Source organism: Nonomuraea sp. KM90, from assembly GCF_052246675.1.
Lineage (GTDB): Bacteria > Actinomycetota > Actinomycetes > Streptosporangiales > Streptosporangiaceae > Nonomuraea.
This window is the reverse complement of the sequence record NZ_JBQQCB010000013.1, coordinates 143,235-159,081: the sequence shown is the minus strand read 5'-3', so window position 1 is coordinate 159,081 and position 15,847 is coordinate 143,235. Positions and strand designations below refer to the sequence as shown.

The following is a 15,847-nucleotide window of genomic DNA, read 5'->3' as shown; positions in this document are numbered from 1 at the left end:
TTCGTTCTACGCATTGTGGGACATACCCGCACGATCGCTGAAGGTTACCCTTGGTCGGCCCATGAGTGTGACCTGAGCCCTACATAAGGCGAATTTTAGGTCCGCCCCCGCGACCGCAATCTCAGTCTGCGGTAACAGAGCGACTTTCGGCCATCCCTGGACGCGAACCTTGCCCGGATTCGCCCGCGAATGTGGGCAAGATGATGCGGCGAATCCTCTCTGTGACACCAAGGCCCCGTCCAGCGTGCCAGGATTGGGATATGTCAGACGGTCACGGTCCCACGCCCGAGACGCCATCAGGCTGGTCGGCCGAACAGCCCCCGCCCTACAGCGCCCCGCCGGCCTCCCCGTGGACCGCGCCCGGCTCGCCGCAGCAGCAGGCGCCCGCCGCGCCGCCGTACGTTCAGCCTCCGCAGCAGCAGGCTCCCTACGGGCCCGGGCCGCAGACACCTTATCCGCCCTACCCGCCCCACGTCCCCGGGCCGCAACCCGGATACGGCTACATGCCGCACGCGCCGGCGCTCCGGCCCGGCATCATCCCGCTGCGCCCGCTCGGCCTCGGCGACATCCTCGACGGCACGATCAAGCTGATCCGGTCCAACCCCAAGGCCGTGCTCGGGCTGTCGGCCGTGGCCGCGCTGCTCGCCGCCGTGCCGCTGGCGGTGGGGCAGGCGTTCCTGCTCAACGCCATGGGCCCCGCGCTCACCGACCCTTCCAGCGCGGCCACCGCCGAGGCCGAGCTCGGCTCCCTCTACGGCGTCCTCGGCCAATACGGCGGCACGCTGGTCTCCTACGCGATCCAGTTCGTCGTGGTCACGCTGCTGACCGGGGTGCTGACCCGCATACTCGGCCGGGCCGTCTTCGGCGGCAACATCAGCGCCGGTGAGGCCTGGCAGCTGGTCAGGAGCCGGGTCCCGGCGCTGTTCGGCGTGGTGGGGCTGATGGCCGTCATCATGCTCGTGCCGGTGCTCGTGTTCGTGCTGGTCATGGTGGCGATCACGCTGAACGCCTCAGCGGACGACCTCGGCTGGATCGTCGGGCTGTCGATCGTGTTCGCCATCGCGTACATCGCCTACTACCTGTTCTTCAGGACCCGCTTCGCGTTCGCCTCGCCGGCCGTGGTGCTGGAGGGCCGGGGCCCGATCGACGCCATGCGGCGCTCGTGGCACCTGGTGAGCGGCGACTTCTGGCGCGTGTTCGGCATCCTGCTGCTCACGTCCCTGCTCGTCGGCCTCGTCGCTGGCATCCTGACGGTGCCGTTCACGTTCGCGGGCACGTTGCTCGGCATGTTCGGCTCCAGCTCGGTGGCCGCGACCGTCATCTCCGCCGTGCTGATCGCGATCGGCGCCACGCTCGGGGCGATGTTCACCTACCCGTTCGAGGCCGGCGTCGCCGGCCTGCTGTACGCCGACCGTCGCATGCGCAGCGAGGCGTTCGACCTCGTGCTCCAGACGGCGGCCATCGAGCAGCAGCGCCAGGGCTGGGTGCACTCCTCGGCCGACGAGCTCTGGCACCCGTCCAACTCCGCCAGGTCGTGAGCCCGATCGACCGGGGGGAGGCCGCGCGCAAGGCCGCGGAGGAGCTCCTCAAGCCCGGCTACGAGCAGGAATCCCTGCTCGACGAGATCTACCGGCGGGTCATGCAGTTCCTCGGCGACCTGGCGGACGCGGCCATCGGCGGCGGCTCGACGGGCGGGATCATCGCGGCCGTGCTGATCACGCTGATCATCCTCGGGGTGATCGCGCTGGTCGCCTGGCAGCTGCGCAGGACCGCCCGCAGGAGGGCGCAGGCGGTGGGCGGGCTGTTCGGGGAGCGGGCGATGACCGCGGCCGAGCACCGGCAGGCGGCCGAGCGGCTGGCCACGGAGGGGCGCTGGACGGAGGCCGTCCAGGAGCGGCTCCGGGCCATCGCCCGCGACCTGGAGGAACGAGCGCTCGTGGACGGCATGCCGGGGCGGACGGCCGACGAGCTGGCGGCCGAGGCGGCGGTCTCGCTGCCCGGGTTCGCCGCTGAGCTGGGGGCGGCCGCGCGGTCGTTCGACGACGTCACCTACGGCGGGGTGCCGGGGACGCGGGAGGCGTACGACGCGATGGCGTCCCTCGACGAGCGCCTGCGCCAGGCCCGCCCGGTCCCGCTCGCCACCGCCCCTGTCGGAGCCGGCGGCCCGGTGCAGTGGACCGGCGGGCGGGGAGCCGGGGCATGAGCGTCGTGACGCGCCCGGCCGCGCCCGGGGAGTCGTACTCCACCTCCCCCACCGCCCGGTCCACCTGGCGCTCCAGCCGCATGATCGTCCTGCTGGGCGCCATCGTGGTGCTCGTCGCCGTCCTGGGCGTCCTGCTCGGCCCCGAGCGCGGTCCGGCCCGCCACCTCGACCCCGACGACACCTCCCTGGTGGGCTCCAAGGCCCTGGCCGAGCTGCTGCGCGACCGGGGTGTCACCGTCGACCGGGTCGACTCCGCCGAGGCCGCCGCCCAGAAGGCCGCCGCAGGCGACCGGGTGCTGCTGATCACCGACACCACCTACCACGACGAATACAGCCTGGCCCGGATCCCGGGCGACCGGCTGATCGTCGGCAACGTCTCCGGCCTGGACGTCCTCGCCCCGGGGGTACGCACCGAGCCGGGCCAGGCCCGCGCCCGCTCCCGCGAGCCGGAGTGCGGGCTTCCCGCCGCGACCGCCGCCGGCAGCGCGTACATGGGCGGTGCCACGCTCCGCGGCCCGTCGGGCGCGACCGGCTGCTACCCGGCGGGCGACGGTCACACGCTGGTCAGCTTCCCGTACGGGGGCGGCGTCACCACGGTGGTCGGCGACGGCGGGTTCATGAGCAACCAGCGCCTGGCCGAGGACGGCAACGCGGCCCTCGCGCTCAACCTGATCGGCACCGGCAGGCCCGTCACCTGGCTCGTCCGCCCCGACAACCCGCCCGTCCTGGACCTCCCCGGCGAGCGCGGCAAGTCGATGTACGAGCTGATGCCCGACAACGTCCGCTGGACCGTCTACATGGCGCTCATCGCCCTGGCCGTCACCGCGCTCTGGCGGGGCCGGCGCCTGGGGCCGGTGGTGACGGAGAAGCTGCCCGTCATCGTCCGGGCCGCCGAGACGGTCGAGGGGCGCGGCCGGCTCTACCGGGCCAGGCGGGCCAGGGAACGCGCGGCCGACTCGCTGCGCGCGGGCACGATCGACCGGCTCACGCCGAGGCTGGGGCTCGGCTCGGGCGCCGGGCAGCACGAGGTCGTGGCGGCGATCGCCGCCCGTACGGGACAGGATCCGCAGCAGGTCGGCGCCGCACTGTACGGCCCGCCGCCCGCGGACGACGCCGGTCTCGTCGGGTTGGCCGGATACTTGGACTCCGTCGAAAGGCAGTTGAGTGAACTCTGACGAGACTTTCCGCGTGACGAACTCGGGCGACTCGGCCCGTGAGGCGCTGGCCGCGCTGCGCGCCGAGGTGTCCAAGGCCGTGGTCGGCCAGGACGCGGTGGTGACGGGGCTGGTCATCGCGCTGCTGTGCAAGGGGCACGTGCTGCTCGAAGGCGTGCCGGGCGTGGCCAAGACGCTGATGGTCCGTACGCTGTCCGCCGCGCTTTCCCTGGACTTCAAGCGGGTGCAGTTCACGCCGGACCTGATGCCGGGCGACGTGACCGGCTCGCTGATCTATGACGCGAAGACGGCGGAGTTCGAGTTCCGCGAAGGGCCGGTGTTCACGAACCTGCTGCTCGCCGACGAGATCAACCGTACGCCGCCGAAGACGCAGGCGGCGCTGCTGGAGGCGATGGAGGAGCGGCAGGTCAGCGTGGAGGGCTCGGCCCGGCAGCTGCCCGACCCGTTCGTGGTGTGCGCGACGCAGAACCCCGTCGAGTACGAGGGCACCTACCAGCTGCCCGAGGCCCAGCTCGACCGGTTCCTGCTCAAGCTGACCGTGCCGCTGCCGCCGCGCGAGCAGGAGATCTCGGTGCTCGACCGGCACGCCCGCGGCTTCGACCCGCGCGACCTGTCGGAGATCAAGCCCGTGGCCTCGGCCGAGGATCTGGCGGCGGGGCGCGAGGAGGCCGCGAAGGTGCACGTGGCGCCCGAGGTGCTCGGCTACATCGTGGACGTGGCCCGCGCCACCAGGAGCTCGCCGTCGCTGCAGCTGGGCGTCTCCCCGCGTGGCGCCACGGCGCTGCTGGCCGCCGCGCGGGCCTGGGCCTGGTTGTCCGGCCGGCCCTACGTCACCCCCGACGACGTCAAGGCGCTGGCCAGGCCCGCGCTGCGGCACCGGGTGCAGCTCAGGCCGGAGGCCGAACTGGAGGGCGCGACCGCAGACGGCCTGCTCGACGGCATTCTCGCCTCGGTCCCGGTCCCGCGCTGATGGCGCTGACGGGACGGGCCGGACTCGTCGCGGCGGTCGGGATCGTGGTGGTGATGTTCGCGCCGCGGCCCGGGGCCGCGCTGGCCGGGGTCTGCCTGCTGCTGGCCGCCGGGATCTGCGTGGACCTGGCCTTCGCCGGGGCGGTGCGGCCCCTGCGGTTCCACCGCTCGGGCGACACCCTGATCCGGCTCGGCCAGAGCGCCACGGTGGAGCTGGTGGTGGAGAACCCGGGCGGCAGGCGCGTACGCGGCCTGCTGAGGGACGCCTGGCCGCCCTCCGCGGGCGCCGCCCCGCGGGTGGCCCGGCTCGACGTGCCCGCCGGCGAGCGCCGCAAGGTGGTCGTGACGCTCACGCCGTCCAGGCGCGGCGACCGGTCCTCCGTGGCGGTCACCGTGCGCTCGCTCGGGCCGCTGGGCCTGGCCGGGCGCCAGGGCAGCCACCAGGCCCCGTGGACGGTACGCGTGCTGCCGCCGTTCCTGTCCCGCAAGCACCTGCCCTCCAGGCTGGCCCGGCTCCGCGAGCTCGACGGCCAGCATCCGGCGCTCGTCCGCGGGCAGGGCACCGAGTTCGACTCGCTGCGCGAGTACGTGGTGGGCGACGACGTGCGCTCCATCGACTGGCGGGCCACCGCGCGCCGCCACGACGTCGTCGTACGCACCTGGCGGCCGGAGCGCGACCGCCGCGTGCTGATCGTGCTCGACACCGGCCGCACGTCGGCAGGACGGGTGGGCGCCGCGCCGATCCCCATGGCGGGGGCCACGTCGGGCGGCGGCGGGCTGCTCGTCCAGCCGGATCCCCGGCCCGCGCCGGGCTGGCCGCGGCTGGACTGGTCGATGGACGCGGCGCTGCTGCTGGCCGCGCTGGCCGCCAGGGCCGGTGACCAGGTGGACTTCCTGGCCTACGACCGGGCCGTGCGCGCCTGGGTGAGCGGAGCCTCGCGGACCGAGCTGCTGTCGTCGCTGGTCAACGTGATGGCGCCGATCGAGGCGGAGCTGGTCGAGGCCGACTCGCAGGGCATGGTGGCCGCCATCCTGTCCCGAGCCAAGCGGCGCTGCCTGGTCGTGCTGCTCACCGACCTGAACTCGGCGGCCCTGGACGAGGGGCTCATGCCGGTGCTGCCGCAGCTGTCCGCGCGGCACCTGGTGCTGGTGGCCGGGGTGTCCGACCCGAGCGTGGCGGGCATGGCGGGCCGCCGGGGGTCGGTCGAGGAGGTGTACGACGCGGCGGCGGCCGAGCAGGCGCAGCTCGGCCGCAGGCGCATCACGGCTCGCCTGCGGCGGCACGGGGTCGAGGTCGTGGACGCGCCCCCGGAGGACATCGCGCCGGCGCTGGCGGACGCGTACCTCGCGCTGAAGGCCGCCGGCCGGCTCTAGCTCTGGCTCAGCGGGGCCTCAGGCGGTCGGGGCGACGTCGGGGGCGCGTTCGATGTCGCCGGTCTCGTTCCGGCGCAGCGCGCGGCGGCCGAAGACGATCACGTACGCCAGGAAGGCCACCTCGGCGAGCACCCCGATGCTCACGCGCGCCCACGTGGGCAGCCCCGACGGGGTCACGAACGCCTCGATCAGCCCCGACACGAACAGCACCACGACCAGCCCCAGCGCCACGCTCATGACCGCGCGCCCCTGCTCGGCCAGCGCCTCCACCCGCCGCCGCGGCCCCGGGTCGATGACCGTCCAGCCCAGGCGCATGCCCACGGCCGCCGCCAGGAAGACGGCGGTCAGCTCCAGCAGCCCGTGCGGCAGGATCAGGCCGAAGAAGATGTCCAGCTTGTCCCGGGAGGCCATCAGGCCGCCGGAGACGGCGACGTTCTCGGCGTTGGCGTAGAGCGCGTACGGGATCGGCAGCCCCAGCAGCACCGCGTACATGATCATCTGTGCCGAGACCCACGCGTTGTTGATCCACACCTGGCTGGCGAAGGAGGCGGCCGGGTGTTCGGAGTAGTAGTCGGCGAATTCCTCGTTGACGAGCCGGCTGATCACCTCGGGGCTGGCGATCGACGCCTGCACCTCGGGATTGGCCGCCACCCACGCGCCCATGATCCACGCGACCACCAGGAACGCCACCGAGCTGGCCAGCCACCACCACCGCGCCCGGTAGGCCACCACGGGGAACGACACGGTGAAGAAGCGCACCAGCTCCCGCCAGGCCGGGGTGTGCGCCCCCGTCACCGCCGACCTGGCCCGGGCCACGATCGCCGACAGCCGCCCGACCAGCATCGGGTCCTTGGAGGAGGAGCGGACGATGGACAGATGCGTGGCCACCCGCTGGTAGAGCTCCACCAGCTCGTCCACCTCGGTGCCCGTCAGCGACGAGCGGTTCTTGACCAGGTGGTCGAGCCGGTCCCACACGGGGCGGTGTGCTGTGACGAACGCATCGATGTCCACCCGAACATTCTGGCCGCTCAATCACTGGGACATAGCCGTTAGGCTCCACATATGTCAGAGGTTGTGACCGGGGACGCCGTCGTCGTCGAGGTGCGGGTGGCGCAGATGCCCTCCCGGGCCTTGGCGATCATCATCGACATGGTCGTGCAGCTCACCGTCCTGATCGCGGCCTACACGATCTTAGGCGCGTTCGCGGCGGTCACGGACTCGGCCATGTTCGGGGCCGTCATGATCGTGATGGTCGTGCTGGCGCTCGTCGGCTACCCGGTGATCTTCGAAACCCTCTCCAGGGGACGCACCCTCGGCAAGCTGGCGCTCGGGCTCCGGGTGGTCGGCGACGACGGGAGCCCGGAGCGCTTCAGGCAGGCACTGTTCCGGGGGCTGGCCGGGGTGGTGGAGTTCTGGATGTTCTCGGGGGCTCCGGCGCTGATCTCGTCGCTGGTCTCGCAGCGCGGCAAGCGGCTCGGCGACATATTCGCGGGCACCATCGTCATCTCCGAGCGGGCGCCGCGCGACTCGGCCCAGGTCATCATGATGCCGCCGCAGCTCGCGAGCTGGGCGGCCACGCTGGAGCTGTCCCAGCTTCCCGACGAGGTGGCGCAGGCGGCCCGGCAGTACCTGTCGCGGTGGCACGACCTGTCGCCGCAGGTCCAGCACGAGATGGGGGTCCGCATCGCGACCCAGACGGCGGCCTTCGTCTCACCCGCGGCTCCGGCTGGGGTGCCGCCGCACGCGTACCTGAGCGCCGTCCTGGCCGAGCGTCGCCGCCGCGAGGAGGTGCGGTTCGCCCAGCGGCTGGGGCAGAGCCTGCCGCAGCAGGTCCCGTCGTACCCGCCGTCGTCGCCGTACGCACCGCAGGCGCCTCAAGCGCCGTACGGACCTGCCGCGTCTCAGCCTCAGCAGTCCTCGTACGCGCCTCCCGCCCCCCGGCCGTATCCGCAGGGTCCCGGTGCACCCGCGCCGGAGCCGCCGAAGGCGACTCCGGGCGGGTTCGCACCGCCTCAGTGAGCGTGGTCAGAGGGCAGGCGAGCCGTCACCTCAGTGGTGACCCCAGCTTCGGTACGACTCCTGCGTCTGCACGTTCAACCGGTCGGTACGAACGCGCGAGGCGCCGTTGGTCAGCGGGTCGTTGATCTTGATGACGTCGAGGCCCTCGTGGAAGTCGGCCGCGTAGATGTAGCCGTTGTAGTAGTAGGCGGACCAGATGCCGCCGCCACCGCCGGCCGAGCGGGGACCGCGCTCGAAGTAGCCGATCTCCCTCGGGTTCGCGGCGTCGGTGAAGTCCCAGATCGACAGCCCGCCCATGTACCAGGCCTGGACCATGATGTCGCGGCCCTTGACCGGGATCAGCGAGCCGTTGTGCGCGACGCAGTTCTCACTGTCGGCCTGGTGCCGCGAGATCTTGAAGTAGCTCTTGAACACGAGCTGCCCGTTGACGATCTCGTAGATCGCGTCCGCACCGCGGTTCGGCCCGGTGGCCTCGTTGCAGGTGGCCGCCCCGCCGCCGCCGAGCTCGTCGGTGAAGACGACCTTCCTGGCGTCGTTCGTGAACGTGGCCGAGTGCCAGAACGCGAAGTTCGGGTCCGTGGTCCTCGCGGTGACCTTCGGGTTCAGCCGGTCCGAGATGTCGAACAGCACGCCGTCACCCATGCACGCGCCGGCCGCGATGTCCTTCTCGGCGAAGGTGGTGATGTCGTGGCAGCCGCTGGTCGGCACGAGGAGCCCGGGCTGGGTCTCGTTCCCGCCGTCGGGGAAGACGACCGGGGTGGAGGCGACCGCGGCGGCGGTCGGGTTCCGCAGCGGAACCTTGATGATCGAGATCTTGTCGTGCGGCGGCTGGCAGTCGGGGAAGTTCGCGGCCGGCAGATACGACGACACGTAGACGTAGACGTTCTTGTACCGGTCGCGGCCCTTGCCCGGCACCAGGGTCAGGGTGTGGGAGCCGCAGTTCGTCTCGACCGACTTGATGTACTTCGGGTTGGCCTTGTCGGAGACGTCGAAGATGCGGACGCCTTCCCATGCCTCCTTGTGGTCCGCGGTCAGACCCGTGCTGTTGCAGGAGTCGTCGCTGCGGGAGGAGTCCACGGCGGCGAACAGCAGGTCGCCGTAGACGCTGACGTCCATCTGGGCGCCGGGGCAGACGACCGAGCTGACCGGCTTGGCCCTCTTGGGATTCCTGATGTCGTAGATCGAGAAGCCGCCGTAGTTGCCGACGTAGGCGTAGTCGCCCTGGAAGGCGATGTCGGTGTTGATGGTGGCGGCGATCGGGGCCGGCTTGGGGATGTTCAGGACGTGGGTCACGTTGGGGCTGGTGACCACGGTGTCGGGCGGCGGGATGTCGGCGGCCAGCGCGGGCATTCCGGCCAGGGCCAGAACGGTGGCCGCCGCAGCCACGACGAGGGAGCGGCGCGAGAGGGACACTCGAGAGCCTCCTTGATCACGTTTGTCCTGTGGGAACACACGGGAAGCAGGACGGCGGGGCCCGAACGGCCCCGCCACCTGCTGGATCAGTGGCCGGGCCCGTGTTCGGGATACGACGCCTGCGTCTGCGCGTTGAGCGAGCGCATCTTGACGCCGTTGGCCTTGTTCGTACGCCAGTCGTTGATCTTCAGCACATCGAGGCCCAGGTTGAAGTCGGAGCCGTAGATGTAGCCGTTGTAGTAGTAGGCGGACCAGAAACCGCCGCTGAGCGCCGGAGCGGTGTTGTCGGGGCCGCGCTCGAAGAACGCGATCTCCTGCGGGTTCGCGGAGTCGGTGAAGTCGACCACCGAGATCCCGCCCTGGTACCACGCCTGCACCATGATGTCGCGGCCCTTGACCGGGATCAGCGAGCCGTTGTGGGCCACGCAGTTCTCCGTGTCGGCCTGGTGCCGCGAGATCTTGAAGTAGCTCTTGAACGCGAGCTGCCCGTTGACGATGTCGTAGTACGCGTTGGCGCCCTTGTCCGGCCCGATGGCCTCGTTGCAGGTCGCCCTGGTGCCGCCACCGAGCTCGTCGGTGAAGATGACCTTCGTGCCTTCGTTGTTGAACGTGGCCGAGTGCCAGAAGGCGAAGTTCACCTCGTCGCGCACGGTCGCGGTGACCTTGGGCTGCTCGGGGTTGCGGATGTCGAGCAGGATGCCCTCACCCATGCAGGCGCCCGCGGCGATGCCCTTCTCCGGGTAGGCAGTGATGTCGTGGCAGCCGGTCGTGGCCGACTTGCCGTTCGGGTACGACCCCGGCACGCCCGGGAACCCGCCATCGGGGAACAGGTTGGGCGTGGCGATGACCGTGGCCGCGCCCGGGTCCCGCAGCGGCACCTTGATGATCGAGATCAGGTCGTGCGGGGTCTTGCAGTCCGGGAACGTGTCACTCGGGCTGTAGGAGGAGACGTAGATGTAGACGTTCTCCCGCCTGCGGTCCGGGACGAGCGTGTGCGTGTGAGAGCCGCAGTTCGTCTCGACCGACTTGATGTAGGTCGGGTTGGCCTTGTTCGAGACATCGAAGATGCGGACGCCCTCCCACGACTCCTTGATCGTGGCGCTCTGACCGGTGCTGCTGCACGAGTCGTTGTTGCGGGAGGAGTCGACGGACCCGAACAGCAGGTTGCCGTAGACCGACACATCCATCTGGCCGCCGGGGCAGACCACGGAGCTGACCAGCGACGTGCGCTTCGGGTTCTTGATGTCGTAGATGGAGAAGCCGTAGTAGTTGCCGACGTACGCGTAGTCACCCTGGAAGGCCATGTCCGTGTGGATGTCGGCCAGGGCCTCGGGCTTGGGCACGTTGGTGACGTGCTTGATGTTGGGGCTCATGACGATCTCGCCGGGAGCCGGGATGTCCGCAGCCTGGGCCGGCACGGTAGTACCGGCTAATGCGACCAGGGCCGCGACCAGGACTAGAGCTCTGCGGGGGGTGAACACTCGGGAACCTCCGATAAAGGGGGCATAAATCTACGTAATCCTCGCCTTTCACCAACCCCGCAGGCCAGCGTCCAACATGTCAATTTTTGTTCCGGTTCGGCCTCTTTCATTCAGGGCCCACATGACCTAGAGTGCGCATTCTGTACCGAGTCAGTCAGGAGGCTGAGTGCGCGCTGCGCTCATCGTCATCGTGGGCCTTGTCGTCGCCCTCGCCGGCTGCAGCTCCAGCACGACGCCACAGGCCCCGCGGGCCGACTCGACGGCGCCCGTGATCGCACCCGGGCGGCCGGGTGAGCAGGCCAAGACGCTGTCACCGTCCGAGGCCGCCACCGCCGTGCCCGCGGACGCCGCCAACGCGGCCGACATCAAATACGTCCAGGACATGGTCGTGCACCACCGGCAGGCCATGGACATGGCGCTGCTCGCCCCGAACCGGGCCGACTCGGCCAAGCTCAAGAGCCTGGCTGACCGGATCCAGGCCGCTCAGGGCCCCGAGATCCAGTACATGTCGACGTGGCTGCGGGAGCAGGAGCAGAAGGTGCCCGACCACCATGCCGCGCACGAGGGCATGCCGGGGATGGCCACGCCGGAGCAGATGGAGGCGCTGAAGGCGGCCAAGGGCAAGGACTTCGACCGGATGTTCCTGCAGCTCATGATCAATCACCACCTGGGCGCACTCAAGATGTCCGAGCAGGTGCTGGCCGGCGGCTCACACATCAAGATCGAGGAGCTGGCCACCGACGTCAACGTGACGCAGTCGGCCGAGATCCGGCGCATGCAGGAAATGCAGGCAGCACTCTAGGAGCCGAGCGCCTTCGGCCGGCTCAGGCCCCCAGCGAGCCGGCCGCCATCGTCCTGTTCAGGACCCCACTCGCCAGGAGTGCAGGTAGTCCTCCTGCTCGGCACTGAGCACGTCGATGCCGATGCCGGTCGCCGCCAGCTTGAGCCTGGCCACCTCGTGGTCGATCTCCTCCGGCACGTCGTAGACGCCAGGCGCGAGGTTCGCGCGCTCCCCGGCGAGCCAGGCCACGGCGAGGGCCTGGGCGGAGAACGACATGTCCATGACGGCCGCGGGGTGCCCCTCGGCGGCCGTGAGGTTGACCAGGCGGCCCTCGGCGAGCAGCAGGAGCCGCCGGCCGTCGGGCATGACGTACTCGTCGGTGTTGGGCCGCACGCCCCGGTGCACCTCGTGGGACAGCTCGTCCAGCGCCCGCACGTCGATCTCCACGTCGAAGTGCCCCGCGTTGGCCAGGATCGCGCCGTCCCGCATCACCGCCAGGTGCTCGGCCCTGATCACGTCGCGGTTGCCGGTCACGGTGATGAACAGGTCGCCGAGCAGCGCGGCCTGCGCCATCGGCCGCACCTCGTAGCCCTGCAGGGTCGCGTCCAGCGCCTTCACCGCGTCGATCTCGGTCACGATCACCCGGGCGCCGAACCCCTTGGCCCGCTCGGCCACGCCGCGCCCGCAGAACCCGAACCCGGCCACGACCACGGTCCGCCCGGCCAGCATGGTGTTGGTGGCCCGCATGATGCCGTCCAGGGTGGACTGGCCGGTGCCGTACCGGTTGTCGAACATGCGCTTGGTCCGGGTGTCGTTCACGGCCACGACCGGGAACCGCAGCGCGTCCTCGGCCGCCATCTGCCGCAGCCTGATGATGCCGGTCGTGGTCTCCTCGCACCCGCCGCTCACCCGCTCCAGCAGGTCGGTCCGCTCGGTGTGCAGGATGTTCACGAGATCGCAGCCGTCGTCGAGCACGAGGTCGGGCCCGAGGTCGAGCGCCTGGTGGATGTGCCGGTAGTAGGCGGCCCGGTCGACGCCGGCCCGGGCGTGCACCCCGATCCCGTACGCCCGCAGCGCCTCGGCCACGTCGTCCTGCGTGGACAGCGGGTTGGAGGCGGCCAGCGCGATCTCGGCGCCCCCGGCCTTCAAGGCGCCCATGAGCACGGCCGTCTCGGCGGTGACGTGCAGGCAGGCCGCGATCTTCAACCCGTCCAGCGGCCGTTCGAGCGCGAACCGCTCACCGATCGCGGTCAGGACCGGCATCGAACGAGCGGCCCAGGAGATCTGCCGCTCACCGCTTTCACTGAGATCCATGGTCGCCTTCAACCGAAGAACGCGGCCAAGAACCCCGCTTCGTCACGGCGCCCCGCCCGTGAGCCTTCACGACCGGCCATGACGGACGGGAGGGGCTACGGCGCGTGCGGGCAACTTGGCCTGCCGTAAAGGATGGTTGTGCGCTCTGGAAGAGCGCACCGATAACAGAAAGCTCTGAGAGGCGGTTGCAACCACCTCTCAGAGCTGCTTCTGATCTAGTAGCGGTAGTGGTCGGACTTGTAGGGGCCCTCGACGTGCACGCCGATGTAGGAGGCCTGCTCCTTCGTCAGCTCGGTGAGCTTGACGCCCAGGGCGTCGAGGTGCAGGCGGGCGACCTTCTCGTCCAGGTGCTTGGGCAGCGTGTAGACCCCGATCTGGTATTCGGAGGTCTTGGTGAACAGCTCGATCTGGGCGATCACCTGGTTGGTGAACGAGTTGGACATGACGAAGCTGGGGTGGCCGGTCGCGCAGCCCAGGTTCATCAGGCGGCCCTCGGCCAGGACGATGATCGAGTGCCCGTCGGCGAACACCCACTCGTCGACCTGCGGCTTGATGTTGTTCCTGACGATGCCCTCGGTGCGGGCCAGCCCGGCCATGTCGATCTCGTTGTCGAAGTGGCCGATGTTGGAGACGATCGCCTGGTGCTTCATCCGCGCCATGTGGTCGGCGGTGATGATGTTGAAGTTGCCGGTGCAGGTGACGAAGATGTCGGCGATGCCGACGACCTCGTCCAGCGTGGTGACCTGGAAGCCGTCCATGGCCGCCTGCAGCGCGCAGATCGGGTCGATCTCGGTGACGATCACGCGGGCGCCCTGGCCGCGCAGCGCGTCGGCGCAGCCCTTGCCGACGTCGCCGTAGCCGCAGACCACGGCCACCTTGCCGCCGATCAGCACGTCGGTGGCGCGGTTGAGGCCGTCGATGACGGAGTGGCGGCAGCCGTACTTGTTGTCGAACTTCGACTTGGTGACCGAGTCGTTGACGTTGATCGCCGGGAAGAGGAGCTGGCCGTTCTTGTGCATCTCGTAGAGACGGTGCACGCCGGTCGTGGTCTCCTCGGTGACGCCCTTGATGCTCTCGGCGATCCGGGTCCACCTCTTGTCGGCGCCGACCGTGCGGGTGAGCAGGTCGATGATGACGTGCCACTCCTCCGGGTCCTCGGCGGTGGCCGCGGGCACCGCGCCGGCCTTCTCGTACTCGGCGCCCTTGTGCACGAGGAGCGTGGCGTCGCCGCCGTCGTCGAGGATCATGTTGGGGGCGTCACCGCCGGGCCAGGTGAGGGCCTGCTCGGTGCACCACCAGTATTCCTCCAGCGTCTCGCCCTTCCAGGCGAACACCGGCACGCCCTGCGGGTCGTCCACGGTGCCGTTCGGGCCGACGACCACGGCGGCGGCGGCGTGGTCCTGCGTGGAGAAGATGTTGCAGCTGACCCAGCGGACCTCGGCACCGAGCGCCACCAGCGTCTCGATGAGGACGGCCGTCTGGATCGTCATGTGCAGGGAGCCCATGATCTTCGCGCCGCGGAGGGGCTGGGAGGCCGCGTATTCCTTGCGGACCGCCATGAGGCCGGGCATCTCGTGCTCGGCGAGCCGGATCTCCTTGCGGCCGAAGTCGGCAAGTGAAAGGTCTGCGACCTTGAAGTCCATCGGGTTTCCCCTCGCGTCACTGATGGTTGTCGCCGACGAGTTTAGGCGCCGTCCGTACGCGGGCGCACGCCGGGAGCGGTGAAACTGACGTAAGAATGTAAGAATGCGCATCACGGAAGCCGCCAAGCGGCTCGGCATGTCCCCGCGAATGCTCCGGTACCGGGAGGCGCTCGGCCTGCTCCCGCCGGTGCGCGAGCAGGGGGCGCACCGGCGGTTCGGGCCCGAGGAGCTGGCCGCCGTGGCTCAGGGGGTGGAGCTGGAGAAGCGGTTCGACGTGTCGCCGGCGGAGCTGGCGTTCGCGCTGCGGGTGCTGAGCGAGCCGTCGGTGGCGGCGGCCGTACGCGACCTGGGGGTACGGATCGGGCGCATCCAGGTGCCCCGCCGGGCCCTCGACTTCGAGAAGGAGAAGGCCCTGCGCCTCCTCCGCCCCCGGTGACCCCAGAGGCGGTGCGCCCCCTCAGACCCGGAGACCGTTCCGGGCCTTCTGCTGCCACCCCGTCACCCGCCGGACCGGCGGGTGCGGGTCAGCCGGAGGCGGGGGCGGAGGTGGAGGCGCTGCGGAGGCGGTCGAGGTCGGGCTCCAGGTAGATCACCCGGGCGATCGGCACCGCCGCCCGGATGCGCCGCTCCGCCTCGTCGATCCCGCGGGCGACCTCGGCCGCCGTCTCGTTGTGCTCCACCGCGATCTTCGCGGCCACCAGCAGCTCCTCCGGCCCCAGGTGCAGCGTGCGCATGTGGATGACGCGGGTCACCTCCGGCGCCTGCTCAAGGGCGGCCCGGATCTGCACCTCCATCTCCGGCGAGGCGCCCTCGCCGACGAGCAGCGACTTGGTCTCGATGGCCAGCACGATCGCGATCACGGCCAGCAGCACACCGATCATCAGGGTGCCGATGCCGTCCCAGACCCCGTCGCCGGTGACGACCGCCATCGTCACGCCGAACAGCGCGAAGATCAGGCCGAGCAGCGCGCCCAGGTCCTCCAGGACGATGACGGGCAGCTCGGGCGACTTGGACCGGCGGATGAAGGAGACCCAGGACTGCTTGCCGCGTACGGCGTTCGATTCCTTGATCGCCGTGCGGAACGAGAACGACTCGGCGATGATCGCGAAGATCAGCACGCCGAACGCCCAGATCGGCGCCTCCACCCCGTGCGGGTCGGAGATCTTGTGCACGCCCTCGTAAATCGAGAACGCCGCGCCGATCGTGAACAGCACCACGGCCACGACGAAGGCGTAGAAGTAGCGCTCACGGCCGTAGCCGAACGGATGCTCCTTCGTGCTGGCCCTGGCCGCCCTCTTACCGCCGACCAGCAGCAACACCTGGTTGCCCGAGTCGGCGACCGAGTGAATTCCCTCTGCCAGCATCGAGGACGACCCGGTGAAAACGGCGGCCACGAACTTGGCTACAGCGATCGCCAGGTTCGCGGTCAATGCCGCGATGATTGCTTTCGTTCCGCCGCTCGCGCTCACCGGTCT

General features: G+C 70.4%; 14 protein-coding genes. 8 read left to right on the top strand and 6 right to left on the bottom strand.

Annotation, left to right across the window (positions count from 1 at the left end; all coding sequences use genetic code 11):
• Window positions 1-260 precede the first annotated feature (260 nt).
• The 5 genes from ACTWPW_RS17415 to ACTWPW_RS17395 are packed head-to-tail and all read left to right on the top strand — an operon-like array spanning window position 261 to window position 5,721.
• A complete protein-coding gene (locus tag ACTWPW_RS17415; protein WP_443169262.1) occupies window positions 261-1,538 on the top strand; it encodes a glycerophosphoryl diester phosphodiesterase membrane domain-containing protein in 1,278 nt (425 codons plus the stop codon).
• Window positions 1,535-2,203, top strand: coding sequence for a DUF4129 domain-containing protein (locus tag ACTWPW_RS17410; RefSeq protein ID WP_375116384.1), 669 nt, complete (start codon window positions 1,535-1,537; stop codon window positions 2,201-2,203). Before ACTWPW_RS17415 ends, ACTWPW_RS17410 begins: the two co-directional genes overlap by 4 nt.
• Window positions 2,200-3,378 (top strand): DUF4350 domain-containing protein, encoded by a 1,179-nt coding sequence (locus ACTWPW_RS17405; RefSeq protein ID WP_375116383.1) that lies wholly within the window; start codon window positions 2,200-2,202, stop codon window positions 3,376-3,378. Before ACTWPW_RS17410 ends, ACTWPW_RS17405 begins: the two co-directional genes overlap by 4 nt.
• 13 nt (window positions 3,379-3,391) lie before the next feature.
• Window positions 3,392-4,348: an AAA family ATPase gene (locus tag ACTWPW_RS17400; protein WP_375116382.1), complete on the top strand. Its 957-nt coding sequence runs from the start codon at window positions 3,392-3,394 to the stop codon at window positions 4,346-4,348.
• Entirely contained in the window at window positions 4,348-5,721 is a 1,374-nt protein-coding gene (locus tag ACTWPW_RS17395; protein ID WP_375116381.1) for a DUF58 domain-containing protein, read from the top strand. The genes ACTWPW_RS17400 and ACTWPW_RS17395 overlap by 1 nt, the downstream gene beginning before the upstream one ends.
• A gap of 18 nt (window positions 5,722-5,739) precedes the next feature.
• Here ACTWPW_RS17395 and ACTWPW_RS17390 read toward each other — a convergent pair whose 3' ends face one another.
• Window positions 5,740-6,732, bottom strand: a complete 993-nt coding sequence (locus ACTWPW_RS17390; protein ID WP_443169261.1) for a stage II sporulation protein M — start codon at window positions 6,730-6,732, stop codon at window positions 5,740-5,742.
• 51 nt (window positions 6,733-6,783) lie between these two features.
• On the opposite strand from ACTWPW_RS17390, the gene ACTWPW_RS17385 reads away from it, so the two are divergent.
• Window positions 6,784-7,740, top strand: a complete 957-nt coding sequence (locus ACTWPW_RS17385) for an RDD family protein (protein ID WP_443169260.1) — start codon at window positions 6,784-6,786, stop codon at window positions 7,738-7,740.
• Between the two features lie 30 nt (window positions 7,741-7,770).
• On the opposite strand, the gene ACTWPW_RS17380 is transcribed toward ACTWPW_RS17385, so the two are convergent.
• Together ACTWPW_RS17380 and ACTWPW_RS17375 are read right to left on the bottom strand one after the other, a co-directional pair.
• Entirely contained in the window at window positions 7,771-9,153 is a 1,383-nt protein-coding gene (locus ACTWPW_RS17380; protein WP_375116378.1) for an LVIVD repeat-containing protein, read from the bottom strand.
• A gap of 86 nt (window positions 9,154-9,239) precedes the next feature.
• Window positions 9,240-10,634 (bottom strand): LVIVD repeat-containing protein, encoded by a 1,395-nt coding sequence (locus ACTWPW_RS17375; RefSeq protein ID WP_375116377.1) that lies wholly within the window; start codon window positions 10,632-10,634, stop codon window positions 9,240-9,242.
• A 166-nt stretch (window positions 10,635-10,800) separates the two neighbouring features.
• On the opposite strand from ACTWPW_RS17375, the gene ACTWPW_RS17370 reads away from it, so the two are divergent.
• The gene (locus tag ACTWPW_RS17370) at window positions 10,801-11,436 is read left to right on the top strand and encodes a DUF305 domain-containing protein (RefSeq protein WP_375116376.1); all 636 of its coding nucleotides are present in this window, start codon (window positions 10,801-10,803) and stop codon (window positions 11,434-11,436) included.
• Between the two features lie 57 nt (window positions 11,437-11,493).
• Here ACTWPW_RS17370 and ACTWPW_RS17365 read toward each other — a convergent pair whose 3' ends face one another.
• Both ACTWPW_RS17365 and ahcY read right to left on the bottom strand, forming a co-directional pair.
• Window positions 11,494-12,729, bottom strand: a complete 1,236-nt coding sequence (locus ACTWPW_RS17365) for an adenosylhomocysteinase (protein ID WP_364119479.1) — start codon at window positions 12,727-12,729, stop codon at window positions 11,494-11,496.
• Between the two features lie 215 nt (window positions 12,730-12,944).
• Complete coding sequence (gene ahcY / locus ACTWPW_RS17360) at window positions 12,945-14,372, bottom strand: adenosylhomocysteinase (protein WP_364119482.1); 1,428 nt, start codon at window positions 14,370-14,372, stop codon at window positions 12,945-12,947.
• Window positions 14,373-14,475: 103 nt separating this feature from the next.
• Here ahcY and ACTWPW_RS17355 point away from each other — a divergent pair, with 103 nt between their 5' ends.
• On the top strand, window positions 14,476-14,808 hold the full coding sequence (locus tag ACTWPW_RS17355) for a MerR family transcriptional regulator (RefSeq protein ID WP_364119486.1): 333 nt from the start codon (window positions 14,476-14,478) through the stop codon (window positions 14,806-14,808).
• Window positions 14,809-14,896: 88 nt separating this feature from the next.
• On the opposite strand, the gene ACTWPW_RS17350 is transcribed toward ACTWPW_RS17355, so the two are convergent.
• Window positions 14,897-15,841: a cation diffusion facilitator family transporter gene (locus ACTWPW_RS17350; protein ID WP_375116375.1), complete on the bottom strand. Its 945-nt coding sequence runs from the start codon at window positions 15,839-15,841 to the stop codon at window positions 14,897-14,899.
• Window positions 15,842-15,847: the final 6 nt, after the last annotated feature.

Bases quoted from the DNA above. Each gene is read 5' to 3' on its own strand.
- ACTWPW_RS17415 (WP_443169262.1), top strand. From the start codon at position 261: ATGTCAGACGGTCACGGTCCCACGCCCGAGACGCCATCAGGCTGGTCG.
- ACTWPW_RS17405 (WP_375116383.1), top strand. From the start codon at position 2,200: ATGAGCGTCGTGACGCGCCCGGCCGCGCCCGGGGAGTCGTACTCCACC.
- ACTWPW_RS17395 (WP_375116381.1), top strand. From the start codon at position 4,348: ATGGCGCTGACGGGACGGGCCGGACTCGTCGCGGCGGTCGGGATCGTG.
- ACTWPW_RS17385 (WP_443169260.1), top strand. From the start codon at position 6,784: ATGTCAGAGGTTGTGACCGGGGACGCCGTCGTCGTCGAGGTGCGGGTG.
- ACTWPW_RS17365 (WP_364119479.1), bottom strand. From the start codon at position 12,729: ATGGATCTCAGTGAAAGCGGTGAGCGGCAGATCTCCTGGGCCGCTCGT.
- ahcY (WP_364119482.1), bottom strand. From the start codon at position 14,372: ATGGACTTCAAGGTCGCAGACCTTTCACTTGCCGACTTCGGCCGCAAG.
- ACTWPW_RS17355 (WP_364119486.1), top strand. From the start codon at position 14,476: ATGCGCATCACGGAAGCCGCCAAGCGGCTCGGCATGTCCCCGCGAATG.